Origin of the sequence: Allobosea sp. LjRoot90 (genome assembly GCF_964254315.1) — a bacterium.
In the GTDB taxonomy this organism is placed as follows: domain Bacteria; phylum Pseudomonadota; class Alphaproteobacteria; order Rhizobiales; family Beijerinckiaceae; genus Allobosea.
This window is the reverse complement of sequence record NZ_CAXUTF020000002.1, coordinates 928,669-944,734: the sequence shown is the minus strand read 5'-3', so window position 1 is coordinate 944,734 and position 16,066 is coordinate 928,669. Positions and strand designations below refer to the sequence as shown.

Sequence of the window (16,066 nt, the reverse complement as noted above, 5' to 3'; positions counted from 1 at the left end):
GCTGCGCGCTCGGGATCAGCGCAGCCGCTTCACCTCATCCGCGGTGACGCTCGGTTGCTGGCCACCCCAGCTCGCCCGCAGCCAGTTGGAGAGGTCGGCGACCTGCTGGTCGGAGAGGTGCGCGGAGAAGCCCGGCATCGGCTGCATGCGCTCCAGCCCCGGGAAGCGTTGCGCTGGGATGCCAGCGAGGATGACCCGGTTCAGGTTGCGCGCATCGGCGAGCCGCAGCGAGGCATTGGTCGCCAGCGGCACCACGACATGCGGGATGCCCTGCCCCTCGATGCCGTGGCAGCTGGCGCAGACGGCGAGATAGCTGGCGCGGGCCGAGGTCGCGACATCAGCGGAAACCGCGACCGGCTGCGGCGGCGCCGGCGGGGTCACGCGCTCCGGCAGCGTGTCGAGGTCGAAGAGATAGGCCGACATCGCGGCGAGGTCGTCGGCCGTGAAGTACTGGGTCGAGAAGTGGACGACCTCGAACATCTGGTTGGTCATCGCGCCTTGCGCCGAGATGCCAGACTTCATGAAGCTCGCGAACACCAGCGGGTCGAAGCCCATCCGCGTCAGCCCGGCCTTTGTGATGTCGGGGGCCACCACGCCTTCGAGCTCCGAGCCCTGGAGATAGCCGCTCTCCTTCATCCCCATCGCAAGGTTGCGCGGCGTATGGCATTCGCCGCAATGGGCGAGCGCATCGGTCAGGTAGAGGCCGCGGTTCCACATCGCCGAGCGCCCGGCGACCTCGGTCTTCGTGTTGGAGGAGAGGTTGACCAGGTTCCAGAAGGTCAGCCCCTGCCGGATGTTGAGCGGAAACGGCAGGTGGTTGGCCTTGTTCGCCACCTTCATCGGCTCGCGGCTCATCAGGAAAGCGTAGACCGCGTCGACATCGTCAGCCGTCAGCTTGCGATAGGAGGCGTAGGGCATGGCCGGGTAGAGATGGCCATGCTTGCCGACGCCGTCGCGCACGGCGCGATGGAACTCGGCGCGCGTCCAGCTGCCGATGCCATGATCCTTGTCGGGCGAGATATTGGTCGAGAAGATCGTCCCGAACGGCGTCTCGAACGGCAGGCCACCGGCCCAGGGCGCGCCGCCCTTGACGACATGGCAGGCATAGCAGTCGGCGGCGACGGCGACATAGGCGCCGCGCTTGGCGAGCCCCTTCATCTGCTCGGCCGTCAAGGGCTGCTCGATCTCCCTGGCGACGACGCTGCGCTCGAACAGGCCGAGGAAGACGGCTCCCGCCGCGAGCGCACCGACGACAGCGACCGCCAGAGCGGCCAGAAGCAGCTTCCTCGCCATCAGCCTTACGCCTTCACCAAGCCGGGAGTCCTGAGGACGAGATCGCGCACCGCCTCGAAATAGCGGACATAGCCGGTGCAGCGGCAGATATGGCGGTCCAGCGCCTCGCTGATCACCTGCTCCAGCGCCTCGCGCTTGACCGGGTTGCGCCTGAGCTGGTCGAGCAGCACCGTCGCGCCGGTGACGAAGCCGGGGGTGCAATAGCCGCACTGGAAGGAGAAATGCTCGATGAAGGCCTGCTGGACCGGCGAGAGCTGCGTGATCGCGCCATTGGCGTCGCGCTTGGCATGCCCCTCGACGGTCCTGATCTTGCGGCCGGCGAAAAAGTGCGCGCCGGTGATGCAGGTCCGCATCTCCTCGAGTGAGCCATCCGCCTTCTCCAGCACCACGGTGCAGGCATGGCAGATGCCCTGGCCGCAGCCCATGCGCGAGCCGGTCAGGTTGAGGTACTCGTAGAGGAAGTCCTGCATCATCATCGTCTCGGGCACATCGATCGGTCCGACGGCCTTGTCGTTGATGGTCAGGGAGAGCTTCTGGGTCGGAATCGTCATGCCAGCGCCTCTCGGATCTTCTCGGGCGTGAGCGGCAGTGTGTAGAAGCGCTTGCCGATGGCGTGGGCGACGGCGTTCACGATCGCCGGCACCACGGCGATCATCACCACCTCGGCCATGCCCTTGGGCGGGTCGGTGTCCGAGAGCGGCGGCAGGACCTCGGCCGTCTGCGACCAGACCGCGACGTCCTTTCCGGTCGGCAATTCGTAGCGATTCCAGTTCCAGGTGCCGTCGCCCGGCCCGTCCTCATAGAGCGGCAGGTACTCCTTCAGGGCGTGGCCGATGCCCATGGCGAGCCCGCCCTGGATCTGGCCGGAGACCAACTCCGGCACGATCTGGTTGCCGCATTCGAGGATAGAGTGATGCGACAGCAGGCTGACCTCGCCGCTGCCGGTATCGACGACGATCTCGGCAAGCGTCGCCATCGGCGCGTAATAGGTGACGCCGGCATTGTTGCGCTGCGCCGGCGGGTAGGAGACCGAAGCCCGCTCGACGAAATGCCAGCCGCCCTGCGTCATCAGAGCCTTGCGTTCGGCCGGTGCACCGTCGCCGTATTTCACCGCGAGCGCGTCGATGGCGAAGCGCCGCCGCCCGGTACCCGGCAGCTCGAACTCGGCCTGCGCCCACTGCCAGCGATTGAAGCTGTGCACGGTGATGCCGGTGACGAGACCGAGCCGGTGCGCCTCGGCCGCGATCTCGGCGAAGGCGAGCGGCTGCATCGCGGCGGCCGTGATCTTGCCGTCGACGACACGCAGGTCTTCGCGCCGCACCGCCTCCGGCGCCATCTGGCCGCCGCCGATACCACGCGACCAGAGCGAGCGCGCCGCCGGCCAGATCGTCAGATCGACCAGTATACGGGCGGCCTCGCGCGTCGCATGGCCGAGATAATAGACGCTGTTGGAGGCGCTCATCGGCGAGGTGAAGCTGGGCGTCCAGCGCGGATTGGCCATCCGCTTGTCTTCTTCCTCCTGCGACAGCGTATAGGGCTCGTCGCTGGTCTCCAGCGGCATCTGCGGCCAACGCACCTTGCCGAACACGGTCTCGTCCGGCTGTCGCCCGAGGATGGCGGCGGCCATCACCGCCTGCGAGGTCGTCGCGCCTGTGCCGATCTCATGCGCGACATGCGACAGCTTCAGCCGCCCGCTCGCATCGAATTCGAGCGCGCAGAGCGCGGCTTCCGCGCCGGTGCCGTAGTCCTTGTGCACATGGCCGTAGCCGACGCCGTATTTCTTGCCGGGATTGTTGGCCTCGAACTCGGCTTTCCGCTTCTGTCGGTTCGTCCAGAGGGGATGCTTTTCCGCCCGCGCCAGGATTTCGTCATGGCGCAGTGCTCCCGAGGGGATCGCGCCCTGCGAGTTCTTCATGCCCGACTTCAACGCATTGCGCCGCCGGAACTCCATCGGATCGAGGCCAACAGCCTCGGCGGCCTCGTCGACCATCATCTCGGTCGCCGCCATGGTCTGCAGCGTGCCGTAGCCGCGCATCGAGCCGCAATCGACCGCGCGCGAGGACATGATCGCCGCCGAGAAGTCGCTCTTCGGCAGGTAGTAGATCGACTGCGCCGCCGTCGCGCCGACCGTCCCCACCGAGACCGAGAAGTTCTCGCGCCCGCCGCCATCATTGCGGTAGCGCCCGGTCATCGCCCGGAACTTGCCGGTCTTGCGATCGATCACCATGACCTTGTCCATCTGGAAGGCATGGCGCTTCAGGGCGGTCTGGAATTGCTCGTAGCGATCATTGGCGAGCCGGACGGGTCGGCCCTCGCCATAAAGGCCGGCGAGCACGCAGAAGAACGGGAAGATCGCGTGGTCCTTGGTGCCGTAGCCGACCGTGTAGCCGATCTTGAGGTCGATACTCCCAAGCGGGAATTTCGACTTCGACAGCATATGGGCCGCCATCTCGGCGACCTCATGCGGCGACTGCGTCGCGATCAGCGCGTGCAGGATGCCTGTCGAACGCTCGTACCAGACATTGCCGTTATCGGCCTCCATCGCCGAGGCATCGACCGACTGGGTCGAATAGGAGCGCCGCAGCACCAGCACATCGTCGCCGGCATTGGCGATCTCGCGCTCGATCTCGGCCGCCGCCGCCATGCCGCGCGCCATCGCGTCGCCGTCGCCGGGCGCGGGCCATTGCGGCTCGTTGCCCTTGAAGCCGGTGCGGATCGTCGTGTCCTTGAGCGCGGAATAACGGTCCTCGGCGTCGGGGTTGCCGCCATCGATCCGGACATAGCGCGCCGCGCCATAGGGACCGGGTGTGGTCGACGGGCCTTCGGCGCCATAGCGCACGACCTTGTCGTTGAAGCGCAGCTTGCGCTTGGCGGCGTCATAGCGGGCGAAGTCGTGATAGATCAGCATGGCGACGGGCTGGCCGAGCAGCCGGGCCGTCTGGCCCTTCGGAACGAAGAAGACGTCGCCATAGAAACCCGGCCATGGTGCCGGCAGCACGACGCCGTCGGCGACGAGATCCTCGTGCAGCACCAGCCGATCCGGCTTGAGATCCTCGCCGAGCAGGCCGAGGTCGACGCCGTCGAAGACGCGATCGACCCGCGTCGCATTGAGCATGAAGGCGTGCGCCTGCTCCTTCGGCCAGCCGTCGAGGTCGCGGGCGCGATAGTCGCGCGTGAAGGTCTTGCCGCCGGTGACCTTGGCGATGGCGTCGAGGCGGTATTTCGGCTTGCCGCCGGCCGCCAGCCAATCGGCACCGGGACGCGGCGGCGTCTCGATCAGCTCTGCCTGGGTGGTCGAGGGCAGCAGCGAAATCTTGATGGCGACGCCGGCGGCGCCGGCCTTGAGAAAGCTTCTGCGGGACAGACCTGTCTTCACGCTGACACCCCGCTCGCTGACGAGCCGACTCTGCTCTCGTGCCGATATTATGAGCACACGTCAGGCGCGTATACGGGATATTCGAACTGGTCTGGTTTCAAGGATCGGAAGGCTGCGTGCTACGGGCCGCAATCTCGCGCGCGAGGTTGGCGAGATAGCCACATTCGTCGGCGGATTCGTTGTTCCACCACATCGCGCAGAGATTATGCGCCGGTATCGGCGGGTCGGCCTCCAGCACCCGCAACGCCAGCTTCTCGCCGGAGAGGTGGATCATCTCGCGCGGGATCATCGCGGCGCCGGTGCCGGCGCTGGCGAGACGGGCGATCACGGTCAGCGGATTGCAGGTATTGAGCCGGCGCGGTCTCAGCCCGCGCGCCCCGAACCACATCTGGATGGTGGTGAACAGGCCCGATGGCGAGCCATTGGTGAAGATCGGCAGATCGACGAGGTTCTCCGGCGTCGCCACCTTCCCCGGAAAGGGCAGCCCCTCACCGATCACCCAGACGAGATCGATCAGCCAGAGCGGGACGATCGTGATCCCTTCATGGGCGCGCGGCTGCGACAGGAAGGCGATGTCGATCGAGCGGTCGAGCAGGAGTTGTTCGAGCTTCGTGCTGAAATCGACGGTCACATCGACCTGCAGCTCGGCATGGCGCTGCGCCAACGCCGCCAGCAAAGGCGGCAGGATGGCGGCGGCGAAGGAATCAGCCGCGCCGATGCGCAGCAGGGCGCGCCCGCGTAGCCCGTCCTTGCTGTGGCGTTGCACCTGCTCGGCATGGGCCAGCATGCGCTCGATATCGGCATAGATCGTATTGCCCAGCGTCGTCGGCACCGGTCGATAATGCGAGCGGTCGAACAATTCACCGCCGAGGATGCGTTCGAGCTCCTTGATGCGCAGGCTGACCGTCGGTTGCGACAGGTTGAGATGCTGGGCGGCGGCACGGAAGCCGCCCAATCGGGCCACCCAGTAGAACGCCTCGGCCTGACCAAAGGTGTAGCGCATCGCCAAGACGATAGCCGCAGACAATCAAGCGGCAAGCACTTCTTATTTTTATTCGCCGCCTCAGCGATCTAGCTTTCCTTCGTTCGGCGCGGCGCCGGCCTCCGGCGCCGCCAAGGCATTGCCATAAAACAGGGGGACTCCGATGCTGACCGTGCCGACAAATCGCCGTGCATTTCTTGCAGCCGCAGCAGGCAGCGCTCTTGGCGGCCTCTTGCCCGCGAGCCTGCTCCACGCCCAGCCGACCAGTGGCAAGACCCTGACCATCGTCCTGCCGAGCAATCCGATCACCATCGATCCGATAAACCAACTCAATCACGATGCCATGGTGCTTGGCCAGGCCGTGTTCGAGAACCTGGTCGAATACGATGTCGACGGCGTGTTGAAGCCGCAGCTCGCCAAGGCCTTGCCGACGATTTCGGCCGACAAGAAGACCTACACCTTCGAATTGCGCGACGACGTCACCTTCCACAACGGCAAGAAGATGACGGCCGAGGACGTGAAATACTCTTTCGACTACCTGCTCGACCCCGCCAACAAGGCGGCGCGTCGCTCGCTCTTCACCCGCATCACCAGGGTCACGGTGCTGGATCCGCTCAAGGTCCAATTCGAGCTGTCGGAACCCTACGGCCCCTGGCTCTATTTCCTGACCAAATACATGGGCATCTACCCGGTCGGCTCGCGCAAAGAGCATGGCGACGACTATTTCAAGTCGAAGCCTGCCGGCGTCGGCACCGGCTTCGGCGTCTTCGAGGAGTGGAAGCCGAACGACTATATCAGCTTCAAGAAGAACCCGAATTACTGGCGCAAGGGCCTGCCGCATTGGGACCGGCTCGTCGTCAAGATGATCCCGGAGGACGCGACCCGCGTCGCCTATCTGCTGACCGGCCAGGTCGATCTGATCAGCGCCCCGCCGCCGCGCGAGTTCAACCGGCTGAAGACCATGCCGGGCATCACCGGCGCCTCGCGCCCGACGCTGGGCGGCGCGCTGCTGATGTACACCAACAACCTGAAGGCCCCCTTCGACGACGTGAGCTTCCGCAAGGCGGTTTCCTGCGCGATCGACCGCAAGACCATCGGCGAGAAGGTCTATTACGGCCTTCTCGAGCCTTCGGCGGTGCCGGCGCCTTCGCGCGGCTGGTGGTTCAACGCCGAGGCCGACAAGGAGCTCGGCTTCGACCTCGACAAGGCCAAGGCCCTGCTCGCCAAATCGAAATACGCTGCTGGCGCCGAGTTCGACCTCAGCATCCAGGCCGAGCCCTATCTGCTCGACACCAAGGATGCGGCGATCTTCGTGCAGGCGCAGCTCGCCAAGATCGGCATCAAGGTCAACCTCAAGGTCTACGAATTCTCGGTGCTGATCCAGCAGGCGATCCGCGGCGAGCATCAGGCGGCGCTGCAGGTCTTCATGTCGCCGGGGGAGCCGAGCTACATCATGCAGGTCTGCCTGACGCCGGAGCAGGTGCTGTCCAAGAGCACGGGCTACAACAATCCCGAGTTCAACCAGACGCTCGCGGCGGCCTTCGCCGAGACCGAGGAGGCCAAGCTCAAGGAGGCCTATGGCAAGCTGCAGGCGCTCGCCGCTCGCGACGCGCCGATCGGCGTGCTCGGCTATGTCCACGCCTCCAATCTTTGGCGCCAGACGCTCCAGGATGTGAAGGTCAACCAGGGCCTGACCATCGCCCCCGGCGAGATCAAGGTCTGAGCGAGCCTGCCATGCTCCGCCTCATCGCAGGCCGCATCGTCTCCTCGATCGGCACACTGCTCTTCGTCGGCCTCGCGCTGTTCGCGCTGACCCGCTCCGGTCCGGGCTCCCCGGCCCGGATCGTGCTCGGGGCCGACGCGACGACCGAGCAGATCGCGCAGTTCGAGCAGACCCACGGCCTCGACCGGCCCTTCCTCTCGCAATACGCCGGCTGGCTCGGCGACGTCATGCGCGGGGATTTCGGCAAGTCCTTCGTCACCGGCCGCGACGTCGCGACCGACATTGTGAGCGCCCTGCCGGTGACGCTGTCGATCGTGCTCTTCGCCTTCGCCATCGCGCTCGTCTGCGGCGTCGGCATCGGCGTTCTCGCCGCGCTCCGGCCGGGCGGAGCCTTCGATCGTGTCAGCCGTTTCGCTGCGGTGCTCGGCCTGTCGATCCCGGCCTTCTGGCTCGGCATCGTCTTGATCCGCTTCCTCGCCGTCGACCTGCGCCTGCTGCCGCCCGGCGGCTACTTTCCGCTCTCGGCCGGTCTGTCGCTGCACCTGCAGAGCATCCTGATGCCCTCGGTCTCGCTCGCGGTCTACTACATCGCCGTGCTCGCAAGGATGACGCAAGCGAGCCTGCAGGAGACCCTGCGCGGCGACTATGTCCGCACCGCCCGCGCCATGGGGCTCTCGTCCCGTCAGGTGGTGTTCTACGCACTGGTCAATGCGCTGCCGCCGGTGATCAACCTCGCCGCGCTCTCCTTCGGCTACATGTTCGGCTGGGCGCTGATCATCGAGCAGGTCTTCAACATCCCCGGCCTGTCGCGCGCGCTCCTCAACGCGATCTCGCAGCGCGATTTCCTGCTGCTGCAAGGCATCGTCTTCTTGTTCACCGCGATCTTCGTCTTCGCCAATCTCGGTGCCGACCTGATCAATCGCGTGCTCGATCCGCGCCAAAGGGCGGTGGTATGAGCAACCTGCGCAAAGCCCTGCACGGCCTCGACTGGAGCGGCTGGCTGGGGGCCGGCATCGTCGGGCTGATCGTGCTCGCCGCGATCTTCGCGCCGCTGATCGCGCCCTATGATCCGCTCGCGCTCAACATCGAGGACAGGCTCGCCGCGCCCGATATCAAGCATTGGCTCGGGACAGACCAGGGCGGCCGCGACGTGCTCAGCCGCATCATCTTCGGCGCGCGCGCCTCGCTCTCCGTCGGCATCGGCGCGGTGCTGATCGGTGCGCTGATCGGCGTCTCCGCGGGAATCTACGCCGCCTACAAGGGTGGGCTCGGCGAGCAGATCGTGATGCGCGTCGTCGACGGCGTCGCCTCGATTCCGCTGCTGGTCTGGGCGATCGCCATTGTCGGCATCCTCGGCGTCGGGCCGCTGCCGCTCGGGCCGCTGCTCCTGCCCAACGAGGTCAAGATCGTCGTCCTCGTCGGCTGCCTGTTCTCGCCGGTCTTCGCCCGCGTCACCTATGCGGTGGCAAGACGCATCGCCGGCGCCGACTATGTCCGCGCCCGCTTCCTGCAAGGCGCCTCGCATTGGGACATCGTGACCAGCGATGTGCTGCCGAACTGCCTGTCGCCGATCATCGTGCAGGGCACGCTGCTGGTCGCGATCGGCATCGTCATCGAGGCCTCGATCAGCTTCGTCGGCCTTGGGGTGCAGCCGCCGCAGCCGAGCTGGGGCACCATGCTCTCCGACGCCCGCAGCGCGATCTATTCCGGCGAATGGTGGCTGCCGGTCTTCCCCGGCCTCGCGATCTCGCTGACCGTGATCGGCTTCAACCTGCTGGGCGATGCTGTGCGCGAATTGTTCGATCCGCGCAGCGAAGCCAGGACGCTGGTCGCATGAGTGCCCCGCTGCTCAGCGTCGAGGGCCTGCGCGTCGGCTTCCGCTCGGCCGGTGGCGGCATCGTCGAGGCCGTCCGGGGCGTCGATTTTTCCGTCGCGCCCGGTGAAGCCGTCGGCATCGTCGGCGAATCCGGTTCGGGCAAGAGCCTTACAATGCTCGCGGTGATGCGTCTGCTCGGCGCACCGGCGCGCGTGACAGGTGGGCGCGTGATCTTCGACGGCGAGGATCTGCTCGCCGCCGACGAGAAGCGCGTGCGGGCGCTGCGCGGGCGCGACATCGCCATGGTCTTCCAGGACCCGCAGAGCTCGCTCAATCCGGCGCTGACCATCGGCCGGCAGATCACCGACGTGGTGCGTGCGCATCGCGACGTCTCGGCAGGGGAGGCGCGCCGCATCGCAGCCGAGTCGCTCGAGCGCGTCGGCATCCGGGATGCAGGCGCGCGCCTCGCCTCCTACCCGCACGAATTCTCCGGCGGCATGCGCCAGCGCGCGCTGGTCGCGATGGCCATCGCCTGCCGGCCGCGCCTCCTCATCGCCGACGAGCCGACGACCGCGCTCGACGTCACCGTGCAGGCGCAGATCGTCGACCTGATCGCGGAATTGCGCCGCGAGCTCGGCCTCGCCGTCGTGTTCATCTCGCATAATCTCCAGCTCGTCGCCGAGATCGTCGACCGCGTCGTCGTCATGTATGGCGGCAAGGTCGTCGAGGACGGCCCGGTCGAGGCGATCGAGCTTGCGCCGCGCCACCCCTACACCAGCCTGTTGAAAGCCTGCGTGCCGAGCCTCACCGGTCCGGTCGGCCCACTCACCGCGATCGAGGGGGCGCCGCCGCGGCTTGGGCGGCTGCCGGCCGGCTGCCCGTTCTCACCGCGCTGCCCCGATGCCGCCGAGCCCTGCGCCGTCGATATGCCGCCGCTGGTCACCGAAGCCGGGCACCGCACCGCCTGCTGGAGGCCGCGATGACCGGCCCGATCCTCTCGCTGCGCGGCGTCTCCAAGTCCTTCGCGCAAGGCGGGCTGCTCGATCGTCTGCTCGGGCGCGATGGCCGGCTCGTCGCACTCGAAGCTGTCAGCCTCGACGTCATGCGTGGTGACGTCGTCGGCGTCGTCGGCGAGAGCGGCTCCGGCAAGTCGACGTTGGCCGGGCTCGCGGTCGGGCTGGCGCAGCCGACCTCCGGCGAGGTGCTGCTCGACGGCGCGCCGATGTCTGAGCTGATGCGCGACCACGCCGGCCCATGGCGCCGGCGCGTGCAGATGATCTTCCAGGATTCCAGCAGCGCGCTTAACCCGCGCAAGAGCGTGACGCGTTGCCTTGGCGAGACGCTGGCGCTGCGCGGCGTGCCCAAGGCGCAGCGCGAAAGCGAGATCGCCGAACTGCTGACTCTGGTCGGGCTTGGGCCCGAGATCGGCCCACGCCTGCCGCACGAGCTTTCTGGCGGGCAGCGCCAGCGCATCGGCCTGGCACGGGCCCTGGCGATGAAGCCGGAGGTGCTGATCGCCGACGAGCCGGTCTCGGCCCTCGATGTCTCCTTGCAGGCGCAGGTGATCAACCTCCTGTCGCGCCTGACCCGCGAACTCGGCCTGACGCTCCTCTTCATCAGCCACGACCTCGCTTTGGTGCGCACCCTGTGCAGCCGCATCGTCGTGATGCGCAAGGGCGTGATCGTCGAGCAGGGGCCCTGTCTCGACGTGCTCGACCGGCCGCAGCACCCCTACACGCAAGCCCTCATCTCGGCAGTGCCGAAGGGCCTCGCCGGTCGGCGCACGCCGCTGCCGCGACGGGCCCCGGATGGCGCAGCGATCCCAGAAACCCGGGAAGATATCCATGGCGCAGCATAGCTACCGGATCGGCATCGACATCGGCGGCACCTTCACCGATGTCGTCGTCGCGCGCGATGACGGGTTGATCGAGACCCGCAAGGTGCCCTCGACCCCGGACGATTACAGCCGCGGCATCGCCCAGGCGCTGAAGGCGCTGATCGAGGACTATCAGACCACGCCTGACTGCATCACCGGCATCGTTCACGCCACCACCGTCGCGACCAATGCCATCCTCGAATACAAGGGCGCCCGCACCGGCCTTCTGACCACAGAGGGCTTTCGCGACGTGCTCGAAATGCGCCGCCTGCGCATCCCGGTGCTCTACGACCTGCAATACGACAAGCCGAAGCCGCTCGCGGCCAGGCATTTGCGGCTTGAGGCGCGCGAACGGCTCGCTGCGGATGGCTCGGTACGGATCCCGCTCTCGGAAGAGGACGTCGTCGCGGCGGCGCGGCGCTTTCGCGAGGAGGGCGTCGAGGCGGTCGCGATCAGCTTCCTGCACGCCTACGCCAATCCCGCGCACGAGATCGAGGCCGAGGCGATCCTGCGCGCCGAACTCGGCGACGGCGTCTATATCTGCCGCGGCTCCGAGATCCTGCCCGAGATCCGGGAATACGAGCGCACCTCGACCGTGGTGGTGAACGCCTATATCGGCCCGGTTGTGCGCAACTACGCCAGCGCGCTGACGGCGCGGCTCGCCTCGATCGGTGTCGCCTGCCAGGTCGAAATGATGCATTCCGGCGGCGGCATCATGCGGCTGGGCTCGGCCGTGAAGCGCGCCGCCTCGCTGGTCGAATCCGGTCCTGCCGCCGGCGTCATCGCCTGCGCGCGGCTGGTTTCGGGGAGCGACGAGCCCAGCATCATCTCCTTCGACATGGGTGGGACCACCGCCAAGGCGGCGCTGATCGAGCACGGCGAGCCGGCCCGCACCACCGAGTACGAGGTCGGGGCCGGCATCAATCTGTCGAGCAAGCTGGTCAAGGGCGGCGGATATCCGATCAAGATGCCCTTCATCGACGTCTCCGAGATCGGCGCAGGCGGTGGCAGCATCGTCGCCATCGACAGGATGAACCAGGTCTCGGTCGGCCCGCAGAGCGCCGGCGCCTGGCCCGGCCCGGTCTGCTACGGGCTCGGTGGCCGGCAGGCGACGCTAACCGACGCCTTCTTGACGCTCGGCTACATCAACGATGTCGCGCTCGCCGGCGGCAGCTTTCCGCTCAAGGCCGATGCCGGCCGCGCTGCGTTGAACGATCAGGTGGCGCGTCCGCTTGGCCTCGACCTGACGCAGACGGCGCGCGGTGTGCTGACGCTCGCGGTCACCACGATGACGCGGGCGGTCAAGGCGGTCTCGACCTATCGCGGTCGCGATCCGCGCCAGGCGACGCTGGTCGCTTTCGGCGGTAACGGCCCGGTGGTTGCGGCGGAGGTCGCGAGTGCGCTCGGCATCCGCCGCGTCATCGTCCCGCGCGCCGCCGGCGTCTTCAGCGCACTCGGCCTGCTGCGTTCCGATGTCGAGCAGGAGTTCGTGCGACCGTCGCGGCGGCGGGCGGGAGAACTGGACGATGCGGGGCTGGTGCAGCTCTTCGCCGAGCTCGGCGCGGACGCACGCAGCATCCTTTCGCTGGAAGGCTATGATCTCGCTCAGGCCGAATTCCGCTATGCCGCCGACCTGCGCTATGTCGGCCAGGCCTATGAACTGACTGTGCCGGCGAAGCGCTTCGACATCGCCGAGCTGGCCGAGCTCTTCCATCGCGAGCATGAGCGGACCTATGGCCACCGCTCGCAGAAGGACGCGGTCCATCTCGTCAACGCCCGCCTGACAGTGCGCCTGCCGCTGGTCGCGCCGCGCCACCAGTTCGCGGCGGAAGCGCCGATGCGGCGCGCCGATCGGACTGTCTCCTTCAACGCCAGCGGGGCCGCAGCCTCAATCGCCGTGATCAGCCGTGCCGATCTCGACGGTACCGCAAGGCGCGGCCCCTTCGTCGTCGAGGAGTACGACTGCACCTGCGTCGTCGGGCCGGGCCAGAGCGCAAGGCTCGACGAGGCCGGCAACATCGACATCGCCCTGGAGGCGGCATGAGCATGCGCGAGATCGACCCGATCACCCTGGAGGTGATCCGCAACGCGCTCGCCTCGACCGCGGACGAGATGGCGCTGATCGTGATGCGCTCGGCCTATTCGCCGGTGGTGCGCGACATCATGGATTACTCGACCGCGCTCTGCGATGCGAAGGGCAGGGTGATCGCGCAGGGCCTGACCCTGCCGATCCAGCTCTGCTCCTTCCCGCGCATCATGGGCTTTGTCAGCGAGCGCTATGGCGGCGGGCTGAAGCAGGGCGATGTCCTGATCGCCAACGATCCCTACGGTTCCGGCGGCCAGCACCTGCCGGACATCTATATCCTGAAACCGATCTTCGTCGCCGGCCGGCTCTCGGGCTTTGCCGCAACTGTCGCGCATCACACCGATCTCGGTGGCATCGTGCCCGGCTCGGTCGCGATCTACGCCACCGAGATCCAGCAGGAAGGCCTGCGCATCCCGCTGCTCAAGCTCTACGAGGCCGGCGAGGCGGTCGATTCCGTCTTCCGCATCATCGAGGCCAATACCCGCTCGCCGGTGGAGGTGCTCGGCGACATTCGCGCCCAGATCGCCGCGTGCAATGTCGCCGAGGAAGGGCTGAAGACCCTGATCGGCCGTTACGGCGCGGAAGAACTCGATGCCTATATCGACGCTCTGCACGACCATGCCGAGGCGATGATGCGCGATGTCATCCGCGCCTTGCCCAACGGCGTCTACCGCGCCACCGACTATATCGACGGCGTTGGCGAGAACCCCGAGCCGCTGCCGATCGTCGCGACCGTCACCGTCGCCGACGACACGATCGACATCGATTTCACCGGTACCGCCGGCCAGGTCGCAGCTTCGATCAACTGCCCGATCTCGCTGCCGGAATCGGCCTCCTTCTGCGCGATCCGCTGCCTGTCGCAGCAGGACATCCCGAACTGCGAGGGTTACCTCAGGCCGATCACGGTCCGTGCGCCCGAGGGCTGCCTAGTCAATCCGCGCTATCCGGCGGCCTGCGGTGCCCGCGGCGTCGTCGGCTATCGCGTCTTCGACGCGATCATGCAGGCGCTGGCGCAGATCGTGCCCGAGCGCGCCATGGGCGGCTCGGAGGGCGGGCCCTATCTACTGGCCGCTGGCGGCACTCATGAAGGACGGCCCTTCGTGCTCAACGAGATGGTGGTGGGCACCTGGGGCGCGCGCGCCGGCAAGGACGGCATCGAGGGCATTTCCAATCCTGCAGCAAACCTCTCCAACCAGCCGGTCGAGATGATCGAGGCCGACATGCCGGTCGAAGTGCTGCGCTATGGCCTCGTGCCTGATAGCGGTGGCCCCGGCGAGTTCCGCGGCGGGCTCTCCCTCATCCGCGAATTCCGCTTCCTGGCGCCGGTCCGCTTCGTCCTACGGGGCGACCGGCGCGATCACCCGCCCTTCGGTATCGAGGGCGGCCGCCCCGGCGCACCCTCCGCTCATATTCTCGTCCGGGCCGATGGCGCGGAGCAGGTGCTGCCGACCATGCCGATGGAGAGTTTTTCTGCTCGCGCTGGAGACGTCTTCCGACTCATTGGAGCGGGTGGCGGCGGCTATGGCGACGCGTTGCAGCGCGACCCGATCCGCATTGAGGAGGATCTGCGCGAGGGCAAGGTCACCCCGGCGGGCGCTGCCCGCGACTATGGTGTGGTCTTCGCTGCCGATGGCACAACGATCGATCTCGCGGCCACGACGCGCCGGCGAGCCGAACTTGCGGGAGCCCGGCCATGACCATGTCGTTGTTCGGCGCGGCTGCGCTCAACCAGAAGCTCGTGGGCGAAGCCGGCAGCCGGGCCCGGCTGGAGACGCCGGCGGCCGTGCTCGATCTCGACCTGTTCGAGCACAACATCGCGCTGATGGCAGAGACCTGTCGCAAGGCCGGGCTGAATCTCCGGCCGCACGCGAAATCGCATAAATGCGCCGAGATCGCGCGTCGGCAGATGGCGGCCGGGGCGCTCGGAAATTGCTGCGCCAAGCCCGGCGAATTGCTGGCGCTGTTCGAGGGCGGCGTCCGCGACCTTTTGCTCAGCGCGCCGATCGCAAGTCCGGCGAAGATCGACGCCCTGGCGCGCGCTGCCGCTGCCGGCGGGCGCATCGGCGTCGTGGTCGACCGGGCCGATCTCGCCACCGCCTATGCCGAGGCGGCGCGGCGGCATGGCACCGCCTTCGACGTACTGGTCGATCTCGATGTCGGGCTGAAGCGCAGCGGCGTCGCGACGCCGGCCGAGGCGGTCGCGCTGGCTAGGCTCGTTTCGGGGCTGGCCGGCCTGCGCTATCGCGGCGTCCAGGCTTATCAGGGCCGCGTCCAGCACATCGACGATTTCGCTGCGCGCCGCGTTGCCAACCAGGAGATGGGCCGGCTGCTCGCGTTGATGCTGGAAGCCCTGCGCGAGGCCGGGCTGGCGCCGGAGATCGTCTCGGGCGGCGGCACCGGCAGCCATCTCCTCGACGGCGAGGATCGTCTGCTGACCGAGATTCAGGCCGGCTCCTACGTCTTCATGGACGAAGCCTACAATACCGTCGATATGCATGGCCTGGGCGGGCCGGAGTTTCGTCCGGCGCTGCGCATCGCGGTGACCGTGATCGGACATAGCTCGCTCGGTTTTGCGATCACCGATGGCGGCAGCAAGAGCTTTGCGCTGGACGGTCCGCCGCCGCGTGTCTTCCTCGACGGCGAATTGGTTGGGCGGATCGAATGGTGTGGCGACGAGTTCGGTCGCATCCTTCCGGCGGAAGGGCAGGGCACGCTGCCGATCAGCACGATCGTCGAATGCACGGCCCCGCATTGCGACCCGACGATCAACCTGCACGATATCCTGCACGTGGTCAGGGGCGACAGGCTGATCGAGCTGTGGCCCGTCGAGGCCCGCGGCAGAGCCGATTAGCTCGCGACGATTCCTCGGGGTGCGTGCCGCGCCGCCCCGAACCGCCGTCCGAAAGGGGCGGCG

Annotated in this window: 12 protein-coding genes; 8 read left to right on the top strand and 4 right to left on the bottom strand. The window is 67.4% G+C overall.

Annotated features, from left to right (window positions below; genetic code table 11):
• Positions 1-15: 15 nt before the first annotated feature.
• From ACSQ3M_RS11295 to ACSQ3M_RS11280, 4 genes are all read right to left on the bottom strand, one after another.
• A complete protein-coding gene (locus ACSQ3M_RS11295; protein ID WP_436150151.1) occupies positions 16-1,293 on the bottom strand; it encodes a cytochrome c in 1,278 nt (425 codons plus the stop codon).
• Positions 1,294-1,298: 5 nt separating this feature from the next.
• The gene (locus ACSQ3M_RS11290; protein ID WP_436150150.1) at positions 1,299-1,844 is read right to left on the bottom strand and encodes a (2Fe-2S)-binding protein; all 546 of its coding nucleotides are present in this window, start codon (positions 1,842-1,844) and stop codon (positions 1,299-1,301) included.
• Entirely contained in the window at positions 1,841-4,669 is a 2,829-nt protein-coding gene (locus ACSQ3M_RS11285; RefSeq protein ID WP_436150149.1) for a xanthine dehydrogenase family protein molybdopterin-binding subunit, read from the bottom strand. The genes ACSQ3M_RS11290 and ACSQ3M_RS11285 overlap by 4 nt, the downstream gene beginning before the upstream one ends.
• A 97-nt stretch (positions 4,670-4,766) precedes the next feature.
• Positions 4,767-5,672, bottom strand: a complete 906-nt coding sequence (locus tag ACSQ3M_RS11280) for a LysR family transcriptional regulator (protein ID WP_436150305.1) — start codon at positions 5,670-5,672, stop codon at positions 4,767-4,769.
• 211 nt (positions 5,673-5,883) lie between these two features.
• Here ACSQ3M_RS11280 and ACSQ3M_RS11275 point away from each other — a divergent pair, with 211 nt between their 5' ends.
• From ACSQ3M_RS11275 to ACSQ3M_RS11240, 8 genes are read left to right on the top strand one after another with little or no spacing between them, the layout of a single operon-like run.
• Positions 5,884-7,374 carry an ABC transporter substrate-binding protein gene (locus ACSQ3M_RS11275; RefSeq protein WP_436150148.1) on the top strand — a complete coding sequence of 497 codons (1,491 nt, stop codon included), beginning with the start codon at positions 5,884-5,886 and terminating at the stop codon, positions 7,372-7,374.
• A gap of 11 nt (positions 7,375-7,385) precedes the next feature.
• The gene (locus ACSQ3M_RS11270) at positions 7,386-8,330 is read left to right on the top strand and encodes an ABC transporter permease (RefSeq protein WP_436150147.1); all 945 of its coding nucleotides are present in this window, start codon (positions 7,386-7,388) and stop codon (positions 8,328-8,330) included.
• A complete protein-coding gene (locus tag ACSQ3M_RS11265) occupies positions 8,327-9,211 on the top strand; it encodes an ABC transporter permease (protein WP_436150146.1) in 885 nt (294 codons plus the stop codon). Before ACSQ3M_RS11270 ends, ACSQ3M_RS11265 begins: the two co-directional genes overlap by 4 nt.
• Positions 9,208-10,173 (top strand): ABC transporter ATP-binding protein, encoded by a 966-nt coding sequence (locus tag ACSQ3M_RS11260; RefSeq protein WP_436150145.1) that lies wholly within the window; start codon positions 9,208-9,210, stop codon positions 10,171-10,173. The genes ACSQ3M_RS11265 and ACSQ3M_RS11260 overlap by 4 nt, the downstream gene beginning before the upstream one ends.
• Complete coding sequence (locus ACSQ3M_RS11255; RefSeq protein WP_436150144.1) at positions 10,170-11,048, top strand: ATP-binding cassette domain-containing protein; 879 nt, start codon at positions 10,170-10,172, stop codon at positions 11,046-11,048. The genes ACSQ3M_RS11260 and ACSQ3M_RS11255 overlap by 4 nt, the downstream gene beginning before the upstream one ends.
• Positions 11,035-13,110: a hydantoinase/oxoprolinase family protein gene (locus ACSQ3M_RS11250; RefSeq protein WP_436150143.1), complete on the top strand. Its 2,076-nt coding sequence runs from the start codon at positions 11,035-11,037 to the stop codon at positions 13,108-13,110. Before ACSQ3M_RS11255 ends, ACSQ3M_RS11250 begins: the two co-directional genes overlap by 14 nt.
• Positions 13,107-14,849, top strand: a complete 1,743-nt coding sequence (locus ACSQ3M_RS11245; protein WP_436150142.1) for a hydantoinase B/oxoprolinase family protein — start codon at positions 13,107-13,109, stop codon at positions 14,847-14,849. Before ACSQ3M_RS11250 ends, ACSQ3M_RS11245 begins: the two co-directional genes overlap by 4 nt.
• Complete coding sequence (locus ACSQ3M_RS11240; RefSeq protein WP_436150141.1) at positions 14,846-16,003, top strand: DSD1 family PLP-dependent enzyme; 1,158 nt, start codon at positions 14,846-14,848, stop codon at positions 16,001-16,003. The genes ACSQ3M_RS11245 and ACSQ3M_RS11240 overlap by 4 nt, the downstream gene beginning before the upstream one ends.
• Positions 16,004-16,066: the final 63 nt, after the last annotated feature.